Source organism: Georgenia muralis, assembly GCF_003814705.1.
Lineage (GTDB): Bacteria > Actinomycetota > Actinomycetes > Actinomycetales > Actinomycetaceae > Georgenia > Georgenia muralis.
In genome coordinates this window covers 1,385,544-1,410,089 of the sequence record NZ_RKRA01000001.1, presented here as the reverse complement: position 1 = coordinate 1,410,089, position 24,546 = coordinate 1,385,544, and the positions used below count along the sequence as shown (strand labels likewise).

The following is a 24,546-nucleotide window of genomic DNA, read 5'->3' as shown; positions in this document are numbered from 1 at the left end:
CTCTCCTCCATCGGTCCCGGCGTGAGCACCCGCCCCCGCGAGGCGGGGAGGTTGCTGCGGCGTCGTCGAGCCAGGTCTCTCGGCCGCTCTGGATGGGTGGAGGAAACGTACGAAACGGACGAGGCAGGGCCGGGCCGCGGCCCGCATCGTGAGCCGCGCCCCGCCGGGGCGCTCGCATGGCGAGACGGCTGCCTGCCTGAGGCTGCACCCGGGAGCAGCTGTGGGACAAGGAGCTCGGACCGACCGCCGCCGTTGAGGGCGAGGCCGCAGAAGCAGGGCATCGAGGTCCCGGCGGGCTGACCGAGCGCCGGCCCGGTCAGCAGGGCATCGAGGTTCCGGCGGGCTGACCGAGCGCCGGCCCGGTCAGCAGGGCCGCGCCGAGATCGAGGGTCCCGGGGTGAGGTCGAGGTTCCCGCACTGCTGGCTCACCCCGCCAGGTCCTGAGTCGCCCACCATCTACTGGTTCGACCACACCCGGACGGGCGGCCCCGCCCGGGTCGGCATCGCCCGGTCGACGTCGCCCGCGGCAGGCCAGGGGTGTGACCGGAGAATGCACCGGCCCCACGGCGGATCCCCGGACACGGCGGAGCCCCCGACCCCTCACCTCGTGGCGGGGGCCGGGGGCTCCGGCGAAGTGACTGTGGAACGACGTGCTGCCGTGCTGCGGAACTACCGTGCGTGGCGCCCGGTGCTGGAGACCTGGTGCGTGGCGCGTGGTGCGGGGTGGTCAGACGGTGACCGGGGTGCGGTCCTGGGAGACCACCGGCGCGGCCGGGGCCGTGCGCAGGGTGGTCAGCGCCCACCCGACCAGGATCCACAGCACACCCAGACCCATCACCAGGGCGGCGACACCGTAGGAGACCACCGAGGTGAACAACGACGCCCGCAGGAACGACGCGGTCATCACCGACGTCCGCTGCTCCTGCAGCGCCTGCTGCTCCTCAGAGCCCTCCTCGACCTCCCCCATCGCCGCACCCAGCTCGGCGTACGTGCGACCCTCGGTCCCGGCCAGCGCGTGCTTGTTGATGATCTGCGCCTGCGCGTACGCCGAGAACGGACCATCGACGCGGTCGCCCGGGAGCATCGAGGAGTCCTCCGGCACGGAGATGTTCTCCGCCGCGAGCTGGTTGCTCACGATGCCCCAGGTGACCCCACCAGCGACGATGAAGACGATCCCCGCGATGATCGAGACGATCCCGGCGATCTTGGTAGCGGACTTGCTCATGATTCGATTTCCCGTCTTCGTGCGGGCCACCGATCAGGCGTCCCGCTCCATGTGCTCCGGGCCGGTGCGGGGGGCTCGGGCGTTCTTGTCGGGATAAACGTAGAAGCGACAAACCGGGCGGAGTCAGGACCGAGGTCCCGAAAGGACCGGGACCATCAGCCGCCCGACGCCCGGGCAAAGGTCCCGGTGCGGCCGGACGACGGCCTCCTCACGGGAGCCGTCCGGGCGCAGGCGGGTCGTCAGTGGTCCCCCGGAACCGCCGCGCCGTCCGTGGATGCACCGTTCACCGCGACGGCAGGCAGGGCACCGAGGGAGGCGACGACCTGGGCGAGGTCGATGCCGGAGAGCGCCTTGACCACCTGCTGTCCCTCCCCCAAGACCTGGCCGGCGATCTTCGTCACGGCGCCGGCACCGTCGGTCCCGACGACGGTCAGGTTGTCGATCTGACCGACCGGCTCCGCGGCGGCGCGGATGATCTCGGGCAGCCGCGCGACGACCTGCTGCGCGATGACCGCTGAGCCCTGCTCGGCCAGGGCCTTCGCCTGCGCCTCGGTCGCAGCGGCCTCGGCGAGGCCGCGCGCGCGGATCGACTCGGCGTCGGCCTCGCCACGGGCCTTGATCGCCTCGGCCTCGTTGCGCTGGGCGGAGAGCTCTGCCTCGGCGAGCGCCTGGCGCTCGTAGGCGGCCGCGTCCGTCTCGGCCTTGCGGGCGTCCCGCTCACCCTCTGCCTGCTTGGCGGCGGCGTACGCGGCGGCGTCGGCGGGCTTGCGCACGTCGATGTCGAGCTGCTGCTCGGCCACCCGGGCCTTCTCCTGCAGGGCCTCGCGCTCCTGCGCCGCCACGACCCGTTCCTGCTCGGCGCGGGCGAGCTGGCCGGCGGCGTCCGCCTCGGCGGCGGCCCGGTCCGTCTGGGCCTTGATGGTGGCCTGCTTGAGGGCGAGGTCACGCTGGCGTTCGGCGATCTGCTCCTGCGCGGCGATCTGCGCCGTCTCCGACACCAGCCGGGCCTCGGCCTCCTTGACCTCGGCCTCCTGACGCGCCGTCGCGGCCTGCGCCCGGCCGAGGTTGGCGAGGTAGTCCGAGGCCGGGGTGGAGATGTCGGAGAGGTTCACCAGGTCGATGTGGAAGCCCTGCTGGTACAGGTCCGGCTTGATCGACTCGAACACCCGGTCCTGCAGCGCCTGACGGTCGGAGATGATCTGCTCGACCGTCATCGAGCCCAGGACCGGGCGCAGTGCGCCCTCGAGCGACTGCTGGAGCGGGCCCTCGAGCTTGGCCTGCTGGCTGGTGAACCGCTGCGCCGCGCGCCGGACGCCGTCGACGTCGCCGCGGACCTTGAACAGGACCGAGGCCTTGACCGAGACTGCGATGAAGTTCTTGTCCACACCCTCGACCGTGAGGGAGAGCTGGCGCTGCTCGAGCGAGATCTTCGTGGCGGACTCGACGAAGGGCTTGACGTACGCACGGCCGCCGATGACGACGCGCGGGCCCTTGCCGTCCGTGAGCGTCCCGGCGGGCGGGACGGCGTCGAGGCTGCCGGTGGGCCCCTCCTTGGCGTTGCGGCCGACGATGACGAGGGCCTCGTTGAGGTCCACGGTGCGGATCGACTTCCTGAGCACGACGAAGACGACGACAACAACCAGGACGAGCACGGCGAGCAACGGGATGGAGCCGAGGAGGATGTCCACAGGGCTTCTTTCGGTTTCAGGGGACAGATAGGACTCACGTTATCGGAGGCTGCGGCGCTGACCTGCGCCGATGCACAGGACGGAAAGGTGGGCGCGCGTGCGCACCGGCACGTCGACGAGGGCCGCCCCCACCGTCGAGCGATGGGCCGCGCCGTCAGCGACGGCGGAGCGCGCGGGCCAGCAGCAGGAGTGCCAGCGCTCCGACGACCTGGCCACCGAGGATGACCCGGCTCGGATCCGTGACGGGCTGCCACGTGACCTCACCGGCGCGGATCACGTAGACCCCGAGCGGTCGGACACGCAGGGCGTGGCCCCCACCACCGCCCTCCCCGGCCGCCGGCCCAGCGTCAGGACCACCCGAGCCGTACCCGAGGCCACCGGCGCCGAGCACCGTGGCGACCGGGATGACGGTGGCGCCGTCGGACTCGTGCGCCTCCCCGAACGCCCGCCGGACCGTCGGCGCGTCGCGCAGCGTCTCGGCGAGCGTGCGCAGGTGGGACTCTTCCCTCATGGCTTCCTCCTCGTGGCACGGTCGGCCGCCGGGCCCGTGCGCGCACGCCCAGGATCGCACCGGCGCACCGCGTGGCACCCGGGATTCGCCGGTCGGGTGGGAGGTTCGCTCCCGGCCGGGACCGTGGCGCCTGCTCGTCGTCGTCACCACGGCGGGCCTGCTCGCGGCGTGCGGCGGCGCCGGGGGCGAGGTCGTCTCCGGCGGCGACGTCGCCGTCCTGGTCGGTGCGCGAGCCGACGCCGGCATGGACGCCCTGCTCCCGGGCGAGCTCGAGGTGCTCGGGGGGTGTCTGGGCGCCGGCGGGGCAGTTGTCGTGTGGCCGCACGGGACGACGGTGGCCGGCACCGACCCGTTGACGGTGGACGTGCCCGGCTACGGGACCTTCACGCTCGGTGAGACGGTCGGGCTCGCCGGCGGGTACGTCGTCGAGCACTCCCCCGGTCCGGCGCCGACGGGTCCGTACGACGTCGGCGGCGTCGAGGTCCCCTCCGGCTGCGCCGAGCACGACGTCTTCCTCGCCCACTGACCACGTCTTCCTCGCCCACTGACCAGACGTCCCCTTCGCGGTGGGGCGCCCGCACGACCCCCGCCTGCCCCGCTAGGCGTGGTTGTCGTCAGCGGACGGGACGACCAGGCGCGCCGCTCATGGATGAGGACGTCGCGCATGACGAAGACCTCGGTCATGGACAGCAGCTCGCGCCTCAGCCGCGGAGCTCCTCCACCGCGGCGCCGGGCTGCTCCGTCAGTGCCTCGGCCTCCTGCGTGGCCGCCCAGGAGGCGAGGAGTCTGAGGGCGTCCGCAGTGGGCGACCCGGCGGGGGCGGTGTAGACGTTGAGCACGAGGTCCGGTTCCGACGGCAGCTCCATCGACTCGAAGTCCAGGTCGAGCTCGCCCACGACGGGGTGCCGCGGGCGCTCGCGGCCGCTGCGGTGGAACTGCACGTTGTGAGGCCCATCGCTGCCGGAAGAGCTCGCTGCGGGTCGACAGCTCGCCGACCAGTGCGATGAGCTCCTGGTCGTGCGGGTTGCGGCCGGCCTCGAGGCGGAGCATGGCGGCGGCGCCGTTCGCGATCTGTCCCAGTCCACGAAGAAGTCCCGCGCGGCGGGGTCGAGGTAGACGAACCGGGTGGTGTTCGCCGGGGGTCCGCCAGGACGGGGGCGTGGAGGGCCCGGGCCAGCCGGTTCATCGCCACGATGTCGTGGCGGCCGTTGCGCACCCACGCGGGGGCGTCGGTGATCGCGTCGAGGACCTGCTGGGCGGCCGGCCGCACGGTGGTCGGTACGCGGCGACGCCGCTTCGGCGGCCCTGCCGCGAGGGCGAGGGCGCAGAGGTGCTCCCGCTCGCCACCTCCTCCCGGCGCAGGCCCGCGACGCGCCGGTCCCGCCGTACGCGGGCAGCCCTGGCCCGTTCGGGCATCACGCGCGCCCGACGCGACGCCAGGAACTCCCGGACCTCAGCGCGCCCGGTCTGTCTGTGCCGCGCCCACCTCCGTGTCCCCACCACGGCAGGCGGGTGCGGCCGCCCGGGGGAGGTCCTGGCAGTACCTGGAAGAAGGGGTGCTCCCGGCCGCGCTCCCGAGCGAGTTGGCTGGTTCGGAGGGTTGCTCCGCCTCCGCGCACGCCCCGGCGAACGATGCTGACGCCCGTCTGTCGGGACCCAAGCGGAAGAGTCGGGGAAGGTCGGACGGATCGGGTCACATCCGACGGCCCTCCGCCGCCGATACCTCCCCGGTAAGTGACCCGCTTCGACGCCGACATGCGCGCCAGCGGCGACCGTCCGTGGATCAAGGGAGCGAACCGTGGGCCGTCGCCCGGACCAATGGAGCGAACCGTGGGCCGTCGCCCGGACCAAGGGGAGCCAGCGGCAGCCCGGCGCAGCACGCACCGCTGCGGCAGGCCGAGGATGCACAGCGGCGGGACCCCCGGTTCACCCGGGAATCCCGCCGCCTGCTGCTGTGCGCGAGGGGGGAGTTGAACCCCCACGCCCTTTCGGGCACACGGACCTGAACCGTGCGCGTCTGCCTATTCCGCCACTCGCGCGCGCTGTGAACAGCGGTGGAAACACTAGCACGGGGGCCCGCTGCCGCCCGACGCGCGGGCGCCGGGCCGTGACGTGATCCCGGACACGCGACGGCGTCAGGCAGCGGCCCGGTGGCGCCGTCGACATGGCGCCGCGGCACCGTGCTCGATGCGCCGTGGCAGCGTCGTCGATGCGCCGTGGCACCGTGCTCGATGCGCCGTGGCAACGTTGTCGGTGCGCCGTGGCACCGTGCTCGATGCGCCGTGGCAGCGTCGTCGATGCGCCGTGGCAGCGTCGTTGGTGCGACCACGCACCGGCGGTGCCGCGCCGGGACGCCACGGTGCGCGAAATCCGGGGGCTTCTCGTTACGATCGACCGAGCCGGACCTGTGCCGGTGCCGAGACGTCCGTCCGGGACGTCCGGCCGGCGGGACGACCGACAGCGGGAAGGAGCGGTGCCATGGGTCTGCTGGACCGCTTCGAGAAGGGCGTCGAGCACGTCGTCTCCACCGCCTTCGCCAAGGCGTTCCGCAGCGAGGTCAAGCCCGTGGAGCTCGCCTCGGCGATCCGCCGCGAGATGGACGAGCGCGCCGCCGCGGTCTCCCGCGAGCGCACGGTCGTGCCGAACGACTTCGTCGTGCAGCTCGCCCCCTCCGACCTCGAGCAGATCGACCAGTGGGGCGCCGATGCCCTGGCCGACGAGATGGCCGGCGCAGCCACCGAGCACGCCCAGTCCCAGCGGTACTCCTTCGTCGGCCCGGTCGAGGTGGCGTTCGAGCAGGACGAGGCCCTGACGACCGGCCGCTTCACCGTGCGGTCGGCCACCCGGCGCGGCGCGGTCGCCCCCGCGACGACGACCGCCCCGAGCGCGCGCCACCCCATCGTCGACATCGACGGTCAGCGCTACCTCCTCACCGGGCCCGTCACGGTCGTCGGCCGGGGCAGTGAGGCCGACATCATCGTCGACGACTCCGGTGTCTCCCGGCGCCACCTCGAGATCCGGGTGACCCCCGGGGGCGTCATCGCCACCGACCTGGGCTCGACCAACGGCACCTTCGTCGAGGGCCACCGCATCGACGCGGCCACCCTCGTGGACGGCAACACCATCACGATCGGCCGCACCCGGATCATGTTCTGGACCGGCGCCGACGACGCCGACGACGCCCGGTGAGCCCCGCCGGATGAGCGAGCTCGTCGTCACCCTGCTGCGCGTGGGCTACCTCCTGGTGCTGTGGCTCTTCGTCGTGGCGGCCCTGGTCGTGCTGCGCAACGACATCTTCGGCACCAAGGTCACCCCGCGGGGGCCCGGCCGTGGCCCCCGCCGCCCGTCGCCCCGGCCCTCCCGGCCGGCGGCCCGCAACGGCCCGAGCCGGCTCGTGGTGACCCAGGGCCCCCTCGCCGGCACGACCATCCCGCTGGGCGCCTCGTCGATCCTCGTCGGCCGGGCCGCTGCCTGCACGCTCGTCCTCGACGACGACTACTCCTCCAACCGACACGCCCGCTTCTTCCCCAAGGACGACGGCTGGTGGGTGGAGGACCTGCGCTCGACGAACGGCACGTACGTCAACGGCGAGCGCCTCGACCAGCCCGTGCCGCTGCCGGTCGGCACCCCGGTCCGCATCGGGCAGACCCTCGTCGAGCTGCGCCGGTGAGCCCCGCGATGAGCCTGCAGATGCGCTTCGCCGCCCGGTCCGACGTCGGCCTCGTCCGCGCGTCCAACCAGGACTCGGGCTACGCCGGCCCCCACCTCCTCGTCCTCGCCGACGGCATGGGCGGACCGGCCGGCGGCGACGTCGCGTCCTCGGTGGCCGTCGCGCACCTCGCCGTCCTCGACGACGCCCACGGCGCCGACGATCTCCTGGACCTGCTGCGCGGGGCGGTGGCCTCGGCCCACGCCGAGCTCGTCGAGCGCTCGGACGCCGACGAGGACCTCGCCGGCCTCGGCACGACCTGCACGGCGATCCTGCGCTCGGGCAACAAGCTGGCGATGGTCCACATCGGCGACTCGCGCGCCTACCTCCTGCGCGACGGGACGCTCACCCAGGTCACCACCGACCACACCTTCGTGCAGTACCTCGTCTCGACCGGGCGCCTCACCCCGGAGCAGGCGGAGCGCCACCCGCAGCGCAACGTCATCCTGCGGGCGCTGGGGGACAACGACGGCGAGGTCGAGCTCGACGAGTCGCTGCGCGAGACCCGGGCCGGCGACCGCTGGCTGCTGGCCTCCGACGGCCTCTTCGGCGTCGTCTCCAACGAGACCATCGCCGACACCCTCGCCACGGTCGAGGACCCGGGCACCTGCGCCGACGAGCTCGTCGCCCTCGCGCTGCGCGCGGGCGGCCCGGACAACGTCACGGTCGTCATCGCCGACGTGCTGCCCACCGGGCAGAGCGTGGACACCACCCCGCAGGTGGTCGGCTCCGCGGCGGCCGACCGGCGACGCGCCACCCGGGGCGGGGACGGTCCCGCCGCCCGAGCCGCCGCGCTCGTGCGCGCCGCCTCCCCCGACGCCGCCGAGGCCAACGACGACGACGAGCCGGTCCGCCGGCGCTGGGTCGGCGTCGTGGTCGCGACCCTGCTGATCCTCGCCGCGGTGGCCGGCGGTCTCTGGGCCGCGTGGTCCTGGACCCAGACCCAGTACTTCGTCGCCCCGTCGGGACAGTACGTGGCGATCTACCGCGGCATCCCGCAGGAGCTCGGGTCCCTGCGCCTGGCGACCCTCCACGAGCGCACCGACCTGCGTGTCGGCGACCTCACCCAGGTCGCGCAGGACCGCCTCGACAGCCCCATCACCCGTGACTCCCTCGCCGGTGCCGAGACCGTGGTGGAGAACCTGCGCTCCAGCGTCGTCGAGGAGCCGACCCGACGGCCGGAACCCACCGCGACGACGGAACCCGGCGCGACGACGGAGCCCGGCGCGACCGAGGAACCCGGTCCGAGCGAGTCCGCGACCACCGGGGCAGGCTGATGGCGATCGTCACCGAGCAGCGGGCCCGCACCGGACGAGGTGCGGAGCTCGGGCTGCTCGTCCTCGCGCTGCTCGTCGGGCTCGGCGCCTACGCCCAGGTCGCCCTCGCCGTCACGGGCACGCTGCCCCCGGACCTGCTCACCCGCGGCGGTGCGCTGGCGGGGCTGGCGCTCGTCGTGCACCTCGTGGTGCGCTGGCGCGCCCCGTACGCCGACCCGGTCCTCCTGCCGATCGTCGTCGCCCTCAACGGCATCGGGCTGTCGATGATCTACCGGATCGACCTGGCCCTCGGCGACGGCGGCAACGCGAGCCGGCAGATGCTGTGGACGCTCGTGGGGGCCACCGCCGCGATGGTGGTCCTGTGGTTCCTGCGTGACCACCGGCACCTGCGCCGCTACACCTACACCGCGATGGTCGTCGGTCTGGTGCTCCTGCTGCTGCCGATGCTGCCCGGGCTCGGGGTCAACATCAACGGCGCACGCATCTGGATCCGCCTGCTCGGCATGTCCTTCCAGCCCGCAGAGCTCGCCAAGATCGTCCTCGCGGTCTTCTTCGCCGGCTACCTCGTCTCCAACCGGGACAACCTCGCCCTGGCTGGCCCGAAGCTCCTCGGTCTGCAGCTGCCCCGGCCCCGCGACCTCGGCCCCATCCTCCTGGCCTGGGGCGTCTCCCTGGTCGTCCTCGTGCTCGAGCGCGACCTGGGCACCTCGCTGCTCTTCTTCGGCCTGTTCGTGGCCATGCTGTACGTGGCCACCGAGCGGCTGAGCTGGGTCCTCATCGGCCTGCTCCTCTTCGCCGGTGGCGCCGCGGCGGCCGCGGCCCTGTTCCCCCACGTCGGGGCCCGCGTCGACGTCTGGCTCCACGCGCTCGAGCCCGAGTTCTACAACCGCGACCCCGGCGGCTCGGGCCAGCTGGTCCAGGGCCTGTTCGGCATGGCCTCGGGCGGGCTCATGGGCACCGGCTGGGGCGAGGGCGAGCCGCAGCTCGTGCCGTTCGCGAACTCCGACTTCATCGTCGCCTCCCTCGGGGAGGAGCTGGGCCTGACGGGCCTGCTCGCGATCCTCCTCATGTACCTCGTCCTGGCGCAGCGGGGCATGCGCGCGGCCATCGGGGTGCGCGACGGCTTCGGCAAGCTCCTCGGCTCCGGCCTCGCCTTCGTCCTCGCCTTCCAGGCGTTCGTCGTCGTCGGCGGGATCACCCGCCTCATCCCCCTCACCGGCCTGACGATGCCGTTCCTGGCGCTCGGCGGCTCCTCGCTGGTGTCGAACTGGATCATCCTCGCGCTGCTGCTGCGCATCTCCGACGCCGCCCGCCGCCCCGCACCGCCGCTGCCGGCCGTTCCCGCGGGCGAGGGTGAGGTCATCCCGGTCGGCGGGGCGTCCGCCGGGGGGGCCCGCAGGCCGGGTGCGGGCCGCGCGCCCGGGTCGGACCGGCCCGACGACGGGCAGGCGACCGAGGTGGTGCGCCGGTGAACGACCAGATCCGCCGCCTCGCCGGGGTCGTCGCCGTGATGTTCCTGGCGCTGTTCGTCTCGGTGACCTCGGTGCAGTTCTTCCAGGCGCCCGACCTCAACGCCGACGGGCGCAACGTGCGCACCGTGTACCGCGAGTTCGGCCGGGACCGCGGACCGATCGTCGTCGCCGGCACGCCGGTGGCCACCTCGACGCCGGTCGACGACGTCTACGGGTTCCAGCGCTCGTACGACCCGGGTGCGCCGTACGCCCACGTCACCGGGTACTTCTCCACGGTCTTCAACTCCATCACCGGTCTCGAGCTCGCCGCGAACGACGTCCTGAACGGAACCTCCAGCTCGCTGCTCCTCGAGCGCATCCAGTCCCTCTTCACGGGCGACCAGCCGCAGGGCGGCGCCGTCGAGCTCACCCTCGACCCCGCCGCGCAGGAGGCCGCCATCGCCGGCCTCGGCGACCGGGAGGGCGCCGTCGTCGCCCTCGACCCGGCCACCGGCGCCATCCTGGCGATGGTCTCCACGCCGAGCTTCGACCCCAACGCGCTGGCGACCCGCTCCCGGACCGAGGCCGAGACGGCGTTCGCCGAGCTGAGCGCCGACCCCGCCCAGCCGCTCGTCAACCGGGCCGTCGCGGGCGACCAGTACGCCCCCGGGTCGAGCTTCAAGGTGATCACCGCCGCGGCGATGCTCGAGGCGGGCGCCACCCCCGAGACCATGGTCGAGGCACCCACCGAGCTCGAGCTGCCCCAGTCGACGGCGGTGCTGCGCAACCCCGGGCAGCGGGCGTGCGGCGACGGCTCGGGCGAGGTGACGCTGGTGGCCGCCTTCCGGCAGTCCTGCAACACCCCCTTCGCCCTCGCCGCGATGGACCTGGGCGAGGAGGACCTGCGCGCGCAGGCGGAGGCCTTCGGCTTCGGCGCCGAGCTCGCCGTGCCGCTCGAGGTGACGCCCTCGCGCTACCCCGAGACGGAGAGCCAGGCCGAGCTCGCGATGTCCGGTATCGGCGAGGCGAGCGTCCGGGTGACCCCGCTGCAGATGGCGATGGTCGCGGCGGCCGTCGCCAACGACGGCATCCAGATGCAGCCCTACCTCGTCGCGCGCGAGCTCACGGCCGACCTCGAGGTGGCCTCGACGACCGAGCCCACCGACCTGCGCGAGTCGGTCTCGGCCGGGACCGCCGAGGCGCTGACCCAGATGATGGTCGAGGTCGTCGCCGACGGCACCGGCGGACCCGCACAGATCCCGGGGGTCGAGGTGGCCGGCAAGACCGGCACCGCCGAGAACGCCGAGGGCGTCGACCCCCACGCGTGGTTCATCGGCTTCGCCCCCGCGCAGGACCCGCAGGTGGCGGTCGCCGTCGTCGTGGAGAACGGCGGCGACGGCGGCACGAACGCCGGTCCGATCGCGCGCGAGGTCATGCAGGCGGTGCTCCGGTGAGGCCCGAGGCCGGGCTGGTCCTGGGCGCCCGGTACGAGCTGACCACCCGGATCGCCGTCGGGGGCATGGGCGAGGTGTGGGAGGCCACCGACCGGCGCCTCGGCCGCACGGTCGCGGCCAAGGTCATGCGCGCCGAGCTGGCCGGCGACGAGCTCTTCCTCTCCCGGCTGCGGGCCGAGGCGCGCAACACGGCGGGGCTGCGCCACGAGAACCTCGCGATGCTGCTCGACCACGGCGAGCAGGAGGGCTCGGGCTACCTCGTCATGGAGCTCGTCCGGGGCGAGACCCTCGCCGACCTGCTCGAGCGCGAGCGGAGGATCGCCCCGGCCGACCTCGTGCCGATCCTCGTCCAGGCCTGCCGGGGGCTGCACGCGGCGCACACCGCCGGCGTCGTCCACCGCGACGTCAAGCCCGCCAACGTCCTCATCGGGGCCAGCGGACAGGTCAAGCTCACCGACTTCGGCATCTCCCTCGCCGCCAACCAGGCGCCGATGACCTCCGCCGGCATGGTCATGGGCACCGCCCAGTACCTCCCGCCCGAGCAGGCCATGGGCAAGCCGGCGACGGCGGCCGGGGACGTCTACGCGCTCGGCGTCCTCGCCTACGAGTGCCTCGCCGGGCACCGGCCCTTCACCGGCGAGACGCAGGTCGACATCGCCTTCGCCCACGTCAACACCCCCCTCCCACCGCTGCCCGGCACGGTGCCCGCCCCGCTGCGGGCGGTCGTGGAGCAGATGCTCGCCAAGGACCCCGCCGCCCGACCCGCGTCGGCGCTGGCGTGCGCCCGCGCCCTGGAGACCGTGGCCGCCGACCTGGGCGCCGCACCCACCCGGCGCACCCGGCGCGAGCCGGTCGTCGACCGGGTCCGGCGGTCCCTGCTCGCCCCGCCGACCGGCGCGATGCCCCTGGCCGATCGCGGAGCCCGGGCACCGGAGGACCCCCTGCCCCGTCGACGCGAGATCCACCGGGCCTCCGACCGCTCGCCCCTCACCCCGGGCGGCCGCACGGCCGGGGCGCCGGGGGAGCCGTCGGACTCACGGCGTGGCGGCGGTGAGCGCCCCCTGCCGCCCGGGTCGACGGCGTTCGCCGGCCCACCGTCGTCGACGTCCGTCGCGGGCCCGCCCGCACCGCCGCCGGCGGTCCGCACCGCCGCCGCGGCCCCGCCCGGCGCCTCGCGCACCGCGACCCTCACCCCGCCGTCGGCAGCCCGACGGGCGACGTGGCTCGACGCCCCCGCTCCTCACCCGGACGACCTCGTCATGGTCGGGACGCTGCGGTCCGCGACCACCCCCGCGGCGGCGCACGACCCCGCGCGCACCCGTGCCGGCGCCGAGGACGGCGGGGACCGGGCGGCCACCCGCCGCGCGCTGCGCCGCGCGGCGCAGCGCTCCTGGACCGTCCCGACCTGGACGGAGGTCGCCGCCGACCGCATCTGGCTGCGCGCCATGGCGGTGGTCCTGGCGATCCTCGTGGCCCTGGCCCTCCTGGCCCTCGGTACGCTGGGCCGGGGCGGGAGCTCCGCCGCCGGCCCGCCGGCGACCGAGAGCACGATGCAGATCCGCACGACAGAGAAGGACGACTAGTGGTGGACGAGATCCCGCGCGTTCTTGCCGGCCGCTACGAGGTCGGCGAGCTCATCGGACGCGGCGGCATGGCCGAGGTGCACATCGGCTACGACAGCCGGCTCTCGCGCACCGTGGCGATCAAGGTGCTCCGCAGCGACCTCGCCCGTGACGCCACGTTCCAGGCGCGGTTCCGCCGCGAGGCGCAGTCCTCGGCCGCGCTGAACCACCCCTCGATCGTGGCGGTGTACGACACGGGCGAGGAGCAGGTCACGTCGTCGTCCGGTCGGACCACCACGGTGCCGTTCATCGTCATGGAGTACGTGGAGGGGCACACGGTCCGGAGCCTCCTCTCGGGCGGGGACCCCGTCCCGATCGACGAGGCGGTGGAGATCGTCGCCGGCGTCCTGTCCGCGCTGGAGTACTCCCACCGCGAGGGCATCGTCCACCGGGACATCAAGCCCGGGAACATCATGCTCACCCCCACCGGGGCGGTGAAGGTGATGGACTTCGGCATCGCCCGGGCGATCGCGGACTCGGCCGCGACGATGACGCAGACCCACGCCGTCGTGGGCACCGCCCAGTACCTCTCGCCCGAGCAGGCCCGCGGCGAGGTCGTCGACGCCCGCTCGGACCTGTACTCGACCGGGTGCCTGCTCTTCGAGCTGCTCACCGGCCAGCCGCCCTTCACCGGGGACTCCGCCGTCGCCGTGGCCTACCAGCACGTCCGGGAGATGCCGAAAGCGCCGTCGACCATCACCCCCGACATCCCCGAGGTGCTCGACCGGGTGGTCCTGAAGTCGCTGGCGAAGGACCGCGAGGACCGCTACGCCGACGCCGCCCACATGCGCACCGACCTCCTCGCCGCCGTCCGCGGTGGGCAGGTCCAGGCCCCGACCGCCGCCTTCTGGGCCGCGGGCGCGGCGGCCGGGGCGGCTGCGGCCACGGCACCGCTCGGCGCCGCCGCGGCCACCCGCACGATGACCGCCGCCACGCCCACCACGACCGCCGGAAACGGCAACGGCCTGCCGCCCGAGGACGAGGACCGCCGCGGCTCGCGGTGGTGGGTCTGGCTGCTCGCCCTGCTGGGCGTGGCGGCCGCCGCCGGCATCGTCGCCCTCATCGTCACCCGCGAGGACGAGCCGCCGCCGGTCACCGTGGTCGCCGTCCCGGACCTCACCGGGATGGACCAGGTCGAGGCCCGCCAGGAGCTCGAGGCCGACGGCCTCGTCTTCGCCCTCGGGGAGGCGGTCCAGTCCGACACCGTGGAGGAGGGGCTCTTCGTCGAGGCCACCCCGGCGGTGGGGACCGAGGTCGAGACGGGCGAGACGGTCACCGTCTCGTTCTCGGCCGGCCCGAGCGCGGTCGAGGTGCCGGACGTGCGCGGTCTCGACCAGGACCAGGCCACCGCCGAGCTCCAGCGTGCCGAGCTCGAGCGGGGCCGGGTGACCGAGGAGAACGTCGACGCGTCGGTCGCCGTCGGCGACGTCATCAGCTCCTCACCCGCCGCCGGCGAGGCGGTGCCGCCGGGGACGACCGTGGACCTGGTCATCGCCAGCGCCAACGTCGACCTGCCGGGCCTGACCGGACGGACCGAGGCCGAGGCGTCGCAGATCCTCTCCGACCTCGACCTGGGGGTGCGGATCGTCGAGCAGGAGTCCGGCGACTTCGCGCCCGGGACCGTCCTGGAGCAGTCCCACCCGGAGGGTGTCGTGGAGCGCGGCACGACCGTGACCCTCACGGTGGCGATCGCGCCGCCGGAGCCCGAGCCGACGACGGCGCCGCCGACGACCGAGCCCCCCACGACCGAGCCCCCCACCACGGCCCCGCCCACCACGGCGCCGCCCACGGAGGCGCCGGCGGACGAGGGCTGAGGCTACCTCCGCACGAGGGGGGCCAGTCCCTGCGAGCGGTCCACCGCGTCGTCGTCGCCGGTCGTGGTGAGCCAGTTCGCGAGCAGCCGGTGCCCGCCCTCGGTGAGCACCGACTCGGGGTGGAACTGGACCCCGTGCAGGGGCAGGGTGCGGTGCTGCAGGCCCATGACGATGCCCGAGCCGGTCGCCGCGGTGATGACCAGCTCGTCGGGGACCGTCTCACGGACCACGGCGAGGGAGTGGTACCGCGTGGCGGTGAACGGGCTCGGCAGTCCGTCGAAGACCCCCTCGCCGGTGTGCTCCACGACGGACGTGCTTCCGTGCATGAGCTCGGGGGCATGGGTCACGACGCCGCCGAAGACCTCGCCGAGCGCCTGGTGACCCAGGCACACCCCCAGCATCGGCAGCTCGCGGTCGGCGCACGCCTCGATGACCTCCATCGAGGCGCCGGCCTCCTTGGGGGCCCCAGGTCCGGGCGAGACGAGCACCCCGTCGAAGCCGTCCAGTGCGGGCACCTCGTCGTTGCGCACGACCGTGGTCCGGGCGCCGAGCTGCTGGAGGTAGCCGACGATCGTGTAGACGAAGCTGTCGTAGTTGTCGATGACGAGGATCCTGCTCACTGCTCCGACGTCCTCTCGGGTGGGGTAACCGCGGCGGCGGCGACGGCCGTGCGGTCGGGTGCGGTCATGCGGTGCCCTCCTCGATGACCTCGGCGTGGCGCAGGCTCAGGGATCCGCTGTAGGCGGGGAGCTCGAGCCCGGTCTCCTCGACCGACCAACCCAGGCCGACGGCGTCGACGTACTGGAGGTAGATCTGCACGCCCTCGGCGGAGAGGAGCGACGTGCGCAGCTGTTCGGGGTCGCCGATCGCCTCGACACGGAAGGGTGGTGAGTAGATCCGGCCCTGGATGTGGAGGACGTTGCCCACGCAGCGCACGCCGGTGGTGGAGACGACCCGGTGGCCCTGCACCGCCATCGCCTCGGCGCCGCCCGCCCACAGCGCGTTCATGACGGCCTCGAGGTCCTGCTGGTGGACCACGAGCGCGTCCGGGGGGATGTCGGAGTCCTGGCCGTCGACGGGGGCGTCCCAGAGCTCGACGCGCAGGCCGGGCCCCGCGGCCGTCTCGCTCCCGGCTGCCAGTGCCGCGAGGAAGGCGCCCCCGCCCTCGCTCGTCGGAGCCGGCTCGGCGTCGAGGTAAGGCTGGATAGCGGCACGGAGGCCGGCGTTGTCCTCCTCGAGCTCGAGGAGGCGCTCGGCCTCGTCACGTGCGAGGTCGGTGATGTCCGCGGCGTCGCGTGAGCTGTCGCCGGCGAAGATCTGGGCGCCCGTGGCGAAGAGCAGACCCGCGAGCGCGGCGACCGCGGCGGTCCCGACGGACCCGGCACGCAGGAGGGTGGGGAGGGGCCGTCGCGCCGTGTGGGGGCGCTGCGGCCTCGCGAGCTCCGCGGCGCCGGGCTCGGGCGGATCGCTGTGGTGCTCCACGGCGCCTCCTCCCGGTGCCGCGTGGCCGGGGCCGCCCCGGACGACACGCGTGCGAGACTACGGTAGGCGACGGACCGGCCCCCGCGGGAACGTGTCCGTCGGAAGCGGCCGGGGCACCCGGCATGACAGTGGTGCCCCGTGCGGGGCCGTGAGGAGACGAGCAGTGCCCGAGTCGAGGAAGCGCAAGAAGTCCGGCCACACCGTGGGCAGCACCCCCACGCCGCCCGCCGGCCCCCGCCCGAGCCCGCACTGGTGGGCCCCGACGATGGTGGCGCTGATGGTCCTCGGCCTCGTCTCGGTCGTCCTGACGTACCTCACGCAGGGCAACCTGCCCGTCCCGGGTCTGGGGAACTGGAACCTGGCCATCGGTTTCGGCGTGATGATCACTGGGTTCTTCATGACGATGCGCTGGCGCTGAGACGGCGCCGAGCCTGCGCCGGCACCTGGCGCGCCCGGCAGTTGAGCGGGCCCCGACCACACGGTCGGGGCCCGTCGTCGTTCCCGCGCAGCCCCTGGGGCACTGCTGGCCGGGCCGGCGGTGCCACCGTGCGCTGTGGCCGAGGGATCTCCACAGTCAGCGTCCACTTATCCCCAGCCTGGCCTTGTGGTTCCCCAACCCCGTGCCCAGTCTGTCCACAGCCTTGTCCCCACCTGGGGGAAACTCACAGGCGTGTAACTATTGGACCGTTCCCGGTTAAGTGGACAGTGGGGTCCGTAACGCGAGTTCCCTGAACGAAGGGAGTCGACCGTGGGATCAACCCGTCGCAGCTTTACCCCGGAGTACAAGGCCAACGCTGTTAGTTTGGTCCTGAATGATGGCCGAGCGATCGCCGAGGTGGCGCGGAGCATCGGCGTCCATGAGATGACATTGGGGAAATGGGTGAAGAAGGCCCGGGACGAGGGGAAAGAGCCCGAGCGTCCGTTGAACGAGGACGAGCGGGCCGAGCTCGAGCGCCTGCGCGAGGAGAACAAGCGGCTGCGCATGGAGGCGGAGTTCGCAAAAAAAGTGGCGACCTGGTTCGCGAAAGACCAGCGGTGAAGTTTGCTGCGATCGCGGACTGGGCTGACTCGAATGCGTTCCCGGTGTCGTTCATGTGCGACCAGCTCGGGGTGTCGACCTCGGGGTACTACAAGTGGCGCGGCAAGGCCCCCTCGGCCCGTGAGGTCGCCGACGCCGAGCTGATCGAGTTGATCAAGCACCACTACGACCACCTCAACGGCCGGCCGGGGGTGCGGCGCCTGCGCGCCCACCTGGCGGCCGCCGGCCACAAGGTCTCCCACAAGCGGGTCTGGCGGCTGATGCGCGCCGCGGGCCTGAAGGGCCGCCATCCCAAGGCCTGGAAGCGCACCACGGTGCCCGGCGAGAACCCCGTGGGCGCCCCGGACCTGATCGGCCGGGATTTCACCGCCGCCGAGCCGAACACCCGCTGGTGCGGGGACATCACCTACGTGCGCACCTGGGACGGGTGGGCCTACCTGGCCACCGTCATCGACTTGCACTCGCGCATGGTCATCGGCTGGGCCCTCGCGGACCACATGCGCACCGAGCTGGTCACCGATGCCCTGGAGATGGCCATCGCTCACCGCCGCCCACCCAAGGGGGTGATCTTTCACAGCGACCGCGGCACGCAATACACGTCCAAGGATTTCGACAAATTCTGCCGGCGTCACCATGTCCGCCGCTCGCTGGGCCGGACCGGTATCTGCTATGACAATGCCGTCGCGGAATCATTCTTCGCGACCTACAAGAAGGAACTTATCCACACCCGCCCCTGGCCGGCCATCACTGACCTGAAGAAGGCCACGTTCACCTGGATCGAGGAGTACTACAACCGCGCCCGACGCCACTCCACCCTCGGGTATTTGACACCAGCAGAGTATGAACTAGGATTACGACACATCAACGAACTCGCGGCGTAATTCCCCGAGTCCACTTTTTCGGGAACACTCCACTATCCACCGATGTGCACTCAGGTGTGGATAGTTACACGGTTGTCATCCACATCTGTGCGCATACCTGTGGAGAACTACAGGCATGTAGTTTGTGTGGTCCTGTGGACGGACGCGCCCGCCCGGGCGCGGACGGCCGGGCAGCGATCCAGCGGCGACCATCTGGTCCGCGCGGTCGCCCTGAGCCGGCCTTGGAAGCGTTTGCTCGGATGGAGCAGCGCCTCTGATGTGCGCCCAGAGGTCAACCGCACCGCTATGTGCCGTCCACAGCGGCAGTGGACGCGGCGGCACGCACTCGCGCCGGGCCGGACCGGCAGAACCGTGCCGGGGGTTGGCCAACGCCGGCATCGACTCACGAAAGCTGGGCCGGACGACGGCGGAGCCGGACGACGGACGACACAGCGGCACAACCGCCTCGCGCTGGGGCAACCTACGGGGTGAGAACGACGGCGCAGAGCCGCCGAACCATCCCCACACCGCCACAACCTCCCCGGACAACCGAATCCGCCCGGACCTGCTCGAGCCGAGGGCGGCAGCACGGCCCGGCACACCGGCACACCGGCGCACCGGCGCAACCGCCTCGCGTGGGGCAACCTACGGGGCGACAACGACGGCGCTCGGCCGCCGGATCTTCCCCAGGGCCGAATCATCCAAGACCGGGTCATCCCCAAGGGCCGGATCTTCCGTGAACCGCCGGTCAGGCCACCGTGTACTTCAGGTACGCAGCGACGAGCAGGACGACCGCGACCCCCACCGTGGCGAGCACGCTCACGAGGGTCCGCCGGTCCTTGGGTGCGTAGACGTAGGCCGCGGCGAGGATCGCTCCGATGACGGCGCCGCCCAGGTGCGCCTGCCAGGAGATCGAGCTGATGAAGAACCCGAGGGCGAAGTTCACCCCGATGAGGACGAGGATCTGGGTGGCGTCGCGCCCCAGCCGGCGCATCACGAGGAAGATGGCCGAGAACAGCCCGAAGACCGCCCCGGACGCGCCGACGACCTGGGTGATCCACGAGATGCCCTCGGGGTCGGCCAGGACGAGCACGGCGACCGAGCCGCCGATCGCCGAGAGCAGGTAGAGGGCGATGTAGCGCCATCGACCCAGCGCCGGTTCGAGCACGGACCCCACGATCCACAGGGCGTACATGTTCACCGCGAGGTGCAGGGCACCGCCGTGGAGGAATGCCGAGGTGAGGAACCGGTGGGGTTCCACCCAGCCGATCGACGGCGCGAACACCAGCCGGGAGGTCAGCGCTCCACCGAGCACCATCTGCAAAAGGTACGCCAGGACGCTCAGGCCGATCACCGTCACGGTGATGACCGGCTTGTCGCCGCGCGCGCGACCACCGAGGACCGTGCGGACGACCGGGGCGTTGCGCCGCGCCTCAGCGACGCAGTCGACGCACTGGATCCCTACGGGGGCGGGCCGCTGGCACTGCGGGCAGGTGGGTCGTCCGCAGCGCTGGCATCTCACGTACGCGACGACGTCGGGGTGACGAGGGCAGACCGGCACCTCGGTGCCGGTCTGCCCGGGGTCGTGGCTCATCCGTGCATCACGCTCGTCGAGGGACTTACTCGGAGACGGTGACGGAGGTGATGACGATGTCCTCGACGGGCCGGTCCATCGCGCCGGTGGGGGTGGCACCGATCTTGTCGACGACGGCGCGCGACGCCTGGTCGACGACCTTGCCGAAGATCGTGTGCTTGCCCTGCAACCAGGTGGTGGCCGCGGTGGTGATGAAGAACTGCGAGCCGTTGGTGCCGCGGCCGCCGCGCTTGCCCGCGTTGGCCATCGCCAGGATGTAGGGCTCGGTGAAGCTCAGCTCGGGGTGGATCTCGTCGTCGAACGTGTAGCCGGGACCGCCCGTGCCGTTCCCCAGCGGGTCGCCGCCCTGGATCATGAAGTTGGGGATGACGCGGTGGAAGACCACCCCGTCGTAGAGGGGACGGTCGGTCTCCTCACCGGTCGACGGGTCGGTCCACGTGCGCTTCCCGGTGGCCAGCTCGGTGAAGTTGGCGACCGTCTTGGGCGCGTGGTTGGGGTAGAGCTCGACGACGATGTCGCCGGCGGAGGTGTGCAGAGTCGCTTCCATGGGTCGATCCTCGCACGCACCGCCCACAGGTCGCGCGCGAGCGGTGGGCCGAGGTCGACCGAGGGGGAACCTGCCAAGCGCGGGCGCGTTGGACCGATTGGGGGCAAGATGGATCTGCAGAGGGCGCGGGCGTACGCCGCGCGCCGTTGCACGGACGACAAGTAGGGGAGAGCACATGTCGCGCAAGGTCAAGACCGCTGAGATCGAAGCCGAGCGGATCCGCAAGCAGGCGGCCGAGCTCGCTGCCGTCGTCAGCGAGCAGGCCCACCTGGCGAGCAAGCAGGCGAAGCTTCTCGCCGAGCACGGCAAGGACTGGGCGGGCCCGCGCGTCGAGGCCGCCGGCGCCTGGGCCGGTCCCAAGGCCGAGAAGGCGTGGCGTGACACGGTCAAGGTCGCCGCCCCCAAGGTCGAGGCCGCCACCGAGAAGGTGCGCCCCGCCGTCGACAACGCCTACGAGCGCATCGTCGACGACTACCTGCCGCGGGTCTCGAAGGCGATGCACGACGCCGCGGAGGCCGCCGGGAAGACCGACGGCCTCAGCGCGAAGGCTGCCGTCGCCGGTGAGGCCGCCCGCAAGGCGCTGTCGCAGCCGCCGAAGAAGAGCCACGGCGTGGTCAAGACCCTCGGCTGGGTGCTCGTGGGCACCGCGGCCGCCGGAACCGGCTACCTGCTCTGGCGCCGCAGCCAGCCCATCGACGACCCGTGGGCGGAGGAGTACTGGGACGACACCACGGTCGCCACCCCCGGCTCGAGCGCCACCGCCGGCAGCACCGCCTCGACGTCCGGCGCAGCAGCGGCCGCCGCGAGCGTGGTCGAGAAGGCGAGCGCCGCGGCCAAGAAGGCCGGGGACGCGGCCAAGAAGGCCGCCGAGGCTGCGGGCGGCAAGGCGAAGAACGCCGCCGACAAGGGCTCGGACGCGGTGCAGGACGCGGCCGACGCCGCGGAGAAGAAGGCCGACGAGACGAGCACCGACGACGCGGAGGGCCGCAAGCTCGGCGAGCTCTGAGGCCCGTCCGAGGGCCCCCGGTCGGCAGCGCGCCGCCGGGGCCCTCGCGCGTCCCGGGCCGGCGCGGCAGGATGGCGGTATGCGTATCGCCGTCACCGGGGGCTCCGGGAAGCTGGGCAGGACCGTCGTCACCACGCTGGCCGAGGCAGGCCACAGCGTCGTCAATCTCGACGTCGCCGGGGAGCGGGGTGCGGGCTCCGTGCGGGTCGACCTCACCGACTACGGGCAGGTGCTCGACGCGCTCTCGGGCGTGGACGACCAGCACGACGGCGTCGACGCCGTCGTCCACCTCGGCGCCATCCCGGCGCCCGGGCTGCGCAGCGACGTCGCGACGTTCCACAACAACATGCTCGCCACCTACAACGTCTTCCAGGCGGTGCGCCGGCTGGGGATCACCAACGTCGTCCACGCCTCGTCCGAGACCGTCCTCGGGCTGCCGTTCGACGTCCCGCCGCCGTACGTGCCGGTCGACGAGGAGTACCCGGCCCGCCCCGAGAGCACCTACTCCCTCGTCAAGCACCTCGAGGAGACGATGGCGCGCGAGCTGACGCGCTGGGACCCGACCCTGAAGATCGTGTCGCTGCGCTTCTCCAACGTCATGGACCCGGAGGACTACGCGGCCTTCCCCGGCTTCGACGCCGATCCCGCCGTCCGCCGGTGGAACCTGTGGGGGTACATCGACGCCCGCGACGGCGCCCGGGCGGTCCTGCGCGCCCTCGAGCACGACGCGGTGGGGCACGACGTCTTCGTCATCGCCTCTCCGGACACCGTGATGTCCCGGCCCAACGCCGAGCTGCTCGCCGCCGAGTTCCCCGGCGTGCCCGTGCGCGGTGAGATCGGCGAGCACGACACCCTGCTCTCCATCGCCAAGGCGAGGCGCGTGCTCGGCTACGACCCGGTGCACTCCTGGCGCGACGGGTCATGACGTTCTACGCCGAACAGCCCCTCCGCCGCGCGCTGCAGGTGGCCGGCGACCTCGGCGTCGTGGCGTGGACGGTGGTGTGGGTGCTGCTCGCGCGGGCCGTGCATGGTGCCGTCATGGCCGCGACCGCTCCGGGCCGACGCCTGGCCGACGTCGGGACGACGATCGAGTCGGGCATGACCGACGCCGGGGCAACCGCCGCCGGGGTGCCCGTGGTCGGCTCGCGCCTGCAGGACCCCTTCGACCGGGTCGCCGCCACCGGCGAGCAGCTGCGCCAGGCCGGCGACGGCGTCGTCGACCTCGTCGGGACGCTCGCCGTGGTGCTCGCGCTGCTCGCGGCCCTCGTCCCGGTGCTCGCCGTCGTCGTGCCGTGGGCGGGCCTGCGCCTGCACTACGCCCGTCGCACCGGCAGCGTGCGGCTCCTCGCCGAGTCACCGGGCGGCGCCGACCTGCTGGCCCTACGCGCGCTCGCCCACCAGCCCCCGGAACGCCTGCGTGCCGTAGGTCCGGACCCGTTGCGGTCCTGGCGCGAGGGTGACGCTGCGGTCACCGCGGCCCTGGCGGATCTCGAGCTGGGCCGGTGGGGGCTGCTGCCCCGGCACACGGCCCGTCCGGCGCTCGCCTGAGGCCGGCTGTCGCGTCCGGCCGAGCCTCGACCGGCAGGACCGGCGGTGTCGCCACCGCTCACCGGTGACAAGGTGCTGACATGGCAGGTGGAGCGCGTCCGGACGGTGAGGTCCAAGGTCGAGACCGATCGCCTGCTTCTCCGGCCCTGGCGGGTCACCGAGGCCGCCGTCCATCGTCAGCTCTGGACCGAACGTGGCCCGCGGGTGCCGCCGCACCGCCGGATCGATGCGAACGGACGCCCCACGCTCGGCGAGCTTGAGGACTGGACGCGCGCCAACCACCGTCGACGACCGGCGTGCTCGCGGTCGAGCGGAGGTCAGCCGGCGACGTCATCGGCTACTGCGGGCTGGTGGCCAACGGGCGCGGAGCCGACGACGAGCCGGAGCTGGCCTTCGAGCTGCTCCGCCGGGTCTGGGGTCACGGTTACGCCACGGAGGCCTCGACGGCCGTCCTGGACTGGGCGAGGTCGTCCGGGTTCCGACGTCTGTGGGCCGCGGTCCGGGACTGGAACGCCGCGTCGCGTCGCGTGCTGGCCAAGGTCGGGTCGGTCGAGACCGGCCGCACGGAGCGGGACGCGGTCCACGGCTCCACCTTGTTCACCACGCGCCGGCTCTGACCCTGCACAGGTGACCTTGCCAGGTCCCCGCCCGTGCACGAACCGGGGCTGGTGCCTGCGGTGGAGCCAAGGGGACTCGAACCCCTAACCCCCTGCTTGCAAAGCAGGTGCGCTACCAATTGCGCCATGGCCCCTGGTGCGCCGTCACCGGCGCGGGTGGTGCTAGCGAGCGGGCGGCTCCTCGCCGAAGCTGTCGGTGACCTCGGCCCACAGGTCCCGCTCCTCGCGGTCCTGCTGGACCTTGAGCCAGGCCAGGTAGCCGGCGACGGCGCCGAGCGCGATCAGGAGCTTCCTCTTCACGATGACCTCCGGGCGGTGCGTCCCCGTGACCGGGGTGGTGGGCCTAGCTGGACTCGAACCAGCGACCTCTTCCTTATCAGGGAAGCGCTCTAACCGACTGAGCTATAGGCCCGCGCCCCATCGAGCCAGGGGCCTGCGGGGAGCTGCGCTGTGCGCGCCGGGCAACTCTATCCCAGAGCCGGGGACCGGCCAAAACCTGGGAAGCCCCCCGTGAGCAGTCTCACTCAGTCGTCGGTGAGGGTCATGTGCAGGCCCCCGACCAGCGCCGCGACGATGTTGTACAGGAACGCCCCGATCGTGCCCAGCGCCGTCAGCAGGAGGATGTCGACGACGCCGACGATGGTCGCGAACGACATCACCCGGTCGAACTCGAGGTAGTCCATGAGCTGGAGGAAGTTCTCCGACCCGATGGAGACCAGGAGCTCCTCGACGTCGGAGAAGACACGCATGGAGTCCAGCACGAACCAGACCACGGCGGCGGCGACGACGATCATGACGCCGAGCGCGACGGAGAGCAGGAACGACAGCTTCATCGCCGACCACGGGTCCACCCGCGAGACGGACAGACGCACGCGGCGCGGGCCCGGCGCGGCCGGTCGCGAGGCCGCCGGGCGCGGCGCACGGGCCGCGGACGGCGAGGCGGCCGACGGCGCGGGGCCCGGGCGGGACGGCGCGGCCGGTGCCGAGCCGGCCGACGGAGCCGACGTGCCCGGGCGGGTGGTGACGCGCTCGGTGGCAGGAACGGCGGAGGAGCCCTCGGCTGCCCCCCCGAGGCGCTCGGCCAGGCTGCGCCGCATCGTCG

The 24,546-nt window shown here is 73.0% G+C and carries 24 protein-coding genes, 3 tRNA genes, 1 pseudogene and 1 riboswitch; of the genes and pseudogenes, 15 read left to right on the top strand and 13 right to left on the bottom strand.

What is annotated here, in order from left to right; translation table 11 throughout:
* Nucleotides 1-4: 4 nt before the first annotated feature.
* Nucleotides 5-99, bottom strand: a riboswitch (SAM riboswitch).
* A gap of 628 nt (nucleotides 100-727) precedes the next feature.
* From EDD32_RS06220 to EDD32_RS06210, 3 genes are all read right to left on the bottom strand, one after another.
* Entirely contained in the window at nucleotides 728-1,225 is a 498-nt protein-coding gene (locus tag EDD32_RS06220; protein ID WP_123915903.1) for an aromatic ring-opening dioxygenase LigA, read from the bottom strand.
* Between the two features lie 239 nt (nucleotides 1,226-1,464).
* A complete protein-coding gene (locus tag EDD32_RS06215) occupies nucleotides 1,465-2,913 on the bottom strand; it encodes an SPFH domain-containing protein (RefSeq protein WP_123915901.1) in 1,449 nt (482 codons plus the stop codon).
* 154 nt (nucleotides 2,914-3,067) lie between these two features.
* Complete coding sequence (locus EDD32_RS06210) at nucleotides 3,068-3,424, bottom strand: spore germination protein GerW family protein (protein ID WP_123915899.1); 357 nt, start codon at nucleotides 3,422-3,424, stop codon at nucleotides 3,068-3,070.
* On the opposite strand from EDD32_RS06210, the gene EDD32_RS06205 reads away from it, so the two are divergent.
* Nucleotides 3,423-3,950, top strand: coding sequence for a hypothetical protein (locus tag EDD32_RS06205; protein WP_123915897.1), 528 nt, complete (start codon nucleotides 3,423-3,425; stop codon nucleotides 3,948-3,950). The genes EDD32_RS06210 and EDD32_RS06205 overlap by 2 nt on opposite strands.
* A gap of 175 nt (nucleotides 3,951-4,125) precedes the next feature.
* On the opposite strand, the pseudogene EDD32_RS20100 reads toward EDD32_RS06205, so the two are convergent.
* Together EDD32_RS20100 and EDD32_RS06195 are read right to left on the bottom strand one after the other, a co-directional pair.
* Nucleotides 4,126-4,840, bottom strand: a pseudogene (locus tag EDD32_RS20100) (MmyB family transcriptional regulator).
* A gap of 539 nt (nucleotides 4,841-5,379) precedes the next feature.
* Nucleotides 5,380-5,463, bottom strand: a tRNA-Leu gene (locus EDD32_RS06195).
* A 439-nt stretch (nucleotides 5,464-5,902) separates the two neighbouring features.
* Here EDD32_RS06195 and EDD32_RS06190 point away from each other — a divergent pair.
* From EDD32_RS06190 to pknB, 7 genes are read left to right on the top strand one after another with little or no spacing between them, the layout of a single operon-like run.
* The gene (locus EDD32_RS06190) at nucleotides 5,903-6,613 is read left to right on the top strand and encodes an FHA domain-containing protein (RefSeq protein WP_123915895.1); all 711 of its coding nucleotides are present in this window, start codon (nucleotides 5,903-5,905) and stop codon (nucleotides 6,611-6,613) included.
* 10 nt (nucleotides 6,614-6,623) lie between these two features.
* A complete protein-coding gene (locus EDD32_RS06185) occupies nucleotides 6,624-7,094 on the top strand; it encodes an FHA domain-containing protein FhaB/FipA (protein ID WP_123915891.1) in 471 nt (156 codons plus the stop codon).
* 8 nt (nucleotides 7,095-7,102) lie between these two features.
* Nucleotides 7,103-8,410 carry a PP2C family protein-serine/threonine phosphatase gene (locus EDD32_RS06180; protein ID WP_123915888.1) on the top strand — a complete coding sequence of 436 codons (1,308 nt, stop codon included), beginning with the start codon at nucleotides 7,103-7,105 and terminating at the stop codon, nucleotides 8,408-8,410.
* Nucleotides 8,410-9,882, top strand: a complete 1,473-nt coding sequence (locus EDD32_RS06175) for an FtsW/RodA/SpoVE family cell cycle protein (protein WP_123915885.1) — start codon at nucleotides 8,410-8,412, stop codon at nucleotides 9,880-9,882. The genes EDD32_RS06180 and EDD32_RS06175 overlap by 1 nt, the downstream gene beginning before the upstream one ends.
* Complete coding sequence (locus EDD32_RS06170; protein ID WP_123915882.1) at nucleotides 9,879-11,315, top strand: peptidoglycan D,D-transpeptidase FtsI family protein; 1,437 nt, start codon at nucleotides 9,879-9,881, stop codon at nucleotides 11,313-11,315. Before EDD32_RS06175 ends, EDD32_RS06170 begins: the two co-directional genes overlap by 4 nt.
* Complete coding sequence (locus tag EDD32_RS19100; protein ID WP_211338747.1) at nucleotides 11,312-12,898, top strand: serine/threonine-protein kinase; 1,587 nt, start codon at nucleotides 11,312-11,314, stop codon at nucleotides 12,896-12,898. The genes EDD32_RS06170 and EDD32_RS19100 overlap by 4 nt, the downstream gene beginning before the upstream one ends.
* 2 nt (nucleotides 12,899-12,900) lie before the next feature.
* The gene (gene pknB, locus EDD32_RS06160) at nucleotides 12,901-14,751 is read left to right on the top strand and encodes a Stk1 family PASTA domain-containing Ser/Thr kinase (protein ID WP_211338746.1); all 1,851 of its coding nucleotides are present in this window, start codon (nucleotides 12,901-12,903) and stop codon (nucleotides 14,749-14,751) included.
* A 2-nt stretch (nucleotides 14,752-14,753) separates the two neighbouring features.
* On the opposite strand, the gene EDD32_RS06155 is transcribed toward pknB, so the two are convergent.
* Nucleotides 14,754-15,371, bottom strand: a complete 618-nt coding sequence (locus EDD32_RS06155) for an aminodeoxychorismate/anthranilate synthase component II (RefSeq protein ID WP_123915878.1) — start codon at nucleotides 15,369-15,371, stop codon at nucleotides 14,754-14,756.
* A 64-nt stretch (nucleotides 15,372-15,435) separates the two neighbouring features.
* Nucleotides 15,436-16,233 (bottom strand): DUF881 domain-containing protein, encoded by a 798-nt coding sequence (locus EDD32_RS06150; RefSeq protein WP_123915876.1) that lies wholly within the window; start codon nucleotides 16,231-16,233, stop codon nucleotides 15,436-15,438.
* Nucleotides 16,234-16,396: 163 nt separating this feature from the next.
* Here EDD32_RS06150 and EDD32_RS06145 point away from each other — a divergent pair, with 163 nt between their 5' ends.
* The 3 genes from EDD32_RS06145 (at nucleotide 16,397) to EDD32_RS06140 (ending at nucleotide 18,153) form a co-directional block, all read left to right on the top strand.
* On the top strand, nucleotides 16,397-16,651 hold the full coding sequence (locus EDD32_RS06145) for a cell division protein CrgA (protein ID WP_123915874.1): 255 nt from the start codon (nucleotides 16,397-16,399) through the stop codon (nucleotides 16,649-16,651).
* A gap of 330 nt (nucleotides 16,652-16,981) precedes the next feature.
* The gene (locus EDD32_RS19095; protein ID WP_123914217.1) at nucleotides 16,982-17,272 is read left to right on the top strand and encodes a transposase; all 291 of its coding nucleotides are present in this window, start codon (nucleotides 16,982-16,984) and stop codon (nucleotides 17,270-17,272) included.
* Entirely contained in the window at nucleotides 17,269-18,153 is an 885-nt protein-coding gene (locus EDD32_RS06140; protein WP_211338698.1) for an IS3 family transposase, read from the top strand. Before EDD32_RS19095 ends, EDD32_RS06140 begins: the two co-directional genes overlap by 4 nt.
* 727 nt (nucleotides 18,154-18,880) lie before the next feature.
* On the opposite strand, the gene EDD32_RS06135 is transcribed toward EDD32_RS06140, so the two are convergent.
* Complete coding sequence (locus EDD32_RS06135) at nucleotides 18,881-19,726, bottom strand: rhomboid family intramembrane serine protease (RefSeq protein ID WP_123915871.1); 846 nt, start codon at nucleotides 19,724-19,726, stop codon at nucleotides 18,881-18,883.
* A gap of 25 nt (nucleotides 19,727-19,751) precedes the next feature.
* Nucleotides 19,752-20,273, bottom strand: a complete 522-nt coding sequence (locus tag EDD32_RS06130) for a peptidylprolyl isomerase (RefSeq protein WP_123915869.1) — start codon at nucleotides 20,271-20,273, stop codon at nucleotides 19,752-19,754.
* A gap of 175 nt (nucleotides 20,274-20,448) precedes the next feature.
* On the opposite strand from EDD32_RS06130, the gene EDD32_RS06125 reads away from it, so the two are divergent.
* The 4 genes from EDD32_RS06125 (at nucleotide 20,449) to EDD32_RS19415 (ending at nucleotide 23,444) form a co-directional block, all read left to right on the top strand.
* The gene (locus EDD32_RS06125; protein WP_123915866.1) at nucleotides 20,449-21,279 is read left to right on the top strand and encodes a hypothetical protein; all 831 of its coding nucleotides are present in this window, start codon (nucleotides 20,449-20,451) and stop codon (nucleotides 21,277-21,279) included.
* Nucleotides 21,280-21,358: 79 nt separating this feature from the next.
* On the top strand, nucleotides 21,359-22,204 hold the full coding sequence (locus EDD32_RS06120) for an NAD-dependent epimerase/dehydratase family protein (protein ID WP_123915864.1): 846 nt from the start codon (nucleotides 21,359-21,361) through the stop codon (nucleotides 22,202-22,204).
* A complete protein-coding gene (locus EDD32_RS06115; protein ID WP_123915861.1) occupies nucleotides 22,201-22,827 on the top strand; it encodes a hypothetical protein in 627 nt (208 codons plus the stop codon). The genes EDD32_RS06120 and EDD32_RS06115 overlap by 4 nt, the downstream gene beginning before the upstream one ends.
* Before the next feature lie 296 nt (nucleotides 22,828-23,123).
* Nucleotides 23,124-23,444: a GNAT family N-acetyltransferase gene (locus tag EDD32_RS19415; protein ID WP_246006005.1), complete on the top strand. Its 321-nt coding sequence runs from the start codon at nucleotides 23,124-23,126 to the stop codon at nucleotides 23,442-23,444.
* Between the two features lie 61 nt (nucleotides 23,445-23,505).
* Here the strand turns inward: EDD32_RS19415 and EDD32_RS06105 are convergent.
* The 4 genes from EDD32_RS06105 to EDD32_RS06095 all read right to left on the bottom strand — a co-directional run bounded on the left by EDD32_RS06105 (nucleotide 23,506) and on the right by EDD32_RS06095 (nucleotide 24,541).
* A tRNA-Ala gene (locus EDD32_RS06105) sits at nucleotides 23,506-23,578 on the bottom strand.
* A 28-nt stretch (nucleotides 23,579-23,606) separates the two neighbouring features.
* Nucleotides 23,607-23,744: a DLW-39 family protein gene (locus tag EDD32_RS18785; protein WP_170175231.1), complete on the bottom strand. Its 138-nt coding sequence runs from the start codon at nucleotides 23,742-23,744 to the stop codon at nucleotides 23,607-23,609.
* A 35-nt stretch (nucleotides 23,745-23,779) separates the two neighbouring features.
* A tRNA-Ile gene (locus tag EDD32_RS06100) sits at nucleotides 23,780-23,856 on the bottom strand.
* Nucleotides 23,857-23,968: 112 nt separating this feature from the next.
* Nucleotides 23,969-24,541, bottom strand: a complete 573-nt coding sequence (locus tag EDD32_RS06095) for a DUF3566 domain-containing protein (protein WP_123915857.1) — start codon at nucleotides 24,539-24,541, stop codon at nucleotides 23,969-23,971.
* Between the last annotated feature and the right edge of the window lie 5 nt (nucleotides 24,542-24,546).

What these genes read in the sequence shown, in the direction of transcription:
- EDD32_RS06220 (WP_123915903.1), bottom strand. Translation starts at nt 1,225, where the DNA reads ATGAGCAAGTCCGCTACCAAGATCGCCGGGATCGTCTCGATCATCGCG.
- EDD32_RS06205 (WP_123915897.1), top strand. Translation starts at nt 3,423, where the DNA reads ATGGCTTCCTCCTCGTGGCACGGTCGGCCGCCGGGCCCGTGCGCGCAC.
- EDD32_RS06210 (WP_123915899.1), bottom strand. Translation starts at nt 3,424, where the DNA reads ATGAGGGAAGAGTCCCACCTGCGCACGCTCGCCGAGACGCTGCGCGAC.
- EDD32_RS06190 (WP_123915895.1), top strand. Translation starts at nt 5,903, where the DNA reads ATGGGTCTGCTGGACCGCTTCGAGAAGGGCGTCGAGCACGTCGTCTCC.
- EDD32_RS06185 (WP_123915891.1), top strand. Translation starts at nt 6,624, where the DNA reads ATGAGCGAGCTCGTCGTCACCCTGCTGCGCGTGGGCTACCTCCTGGTG.
- EDD32_RS06180 (WP_123915888.1), top strand. Translation starts at nt 7,103, where the DNA reads ATGAGCCTGCAGATGCGCTTCGCCGCCCGGTCCGACGTCGGCCTCGTC.
- EDD32_RS06175 (WP_123915885.1), top strand. Translation starts at nt 8,410, where the DNA reads ATGGCGATCGTCACCGAGCAGCGGGCCCGCACCGGACGAGGTGCGGAG.
- EDD32_RS06135 (WP_123915871.1), bottom strand. Translation starts at nt 19,726, where the DNA reads ATGAGCCACGACCCCGGGCAGACCGGCACCGAGGTGCCGGTCTGCCCT.
- EDD32_RS06130 (WP_123915869.1), bottom strand. Translation starts at nt 20,273, where the DNA reads ATGGAAGCGACTCTGCACACCTCCGCCGGCGACATCGTCGTCGAGCTC.
- EDD32_RS06125 (WP_123915866.1), top strand. Translation starts at nt 20,449, where the DNA reads ATGTCGCGCAAGGTCAAGACCGCTGAGATCGAAGCCGAGCGGATCCGC.
- EDD32_RS06120 (WP_123915864.1), top strand. Translation starts at nt 21,359, where the DNA reads ATGCGTATCGCCGTCACCGGGGGCTCCGGGAAGCTGGGCAGGACCGTC.
- EDD32_RS06115 (WP_123915861.1), top strand. Translation starts at nt 22,201, where the DNA reads ATGACGTTCTACGCCGAACAGCCCCTCCGCCGCGCGCTGCAGGTGGCC.
- EDD32_RS06095 (WP_123915857.1), bottom strand. Translation starts at nt 24,541, where the DNA reads ATGCGGCGCAGCCTGGCCGAGCGCCTCGGGGGGGCAGCCGAGGGCTCC.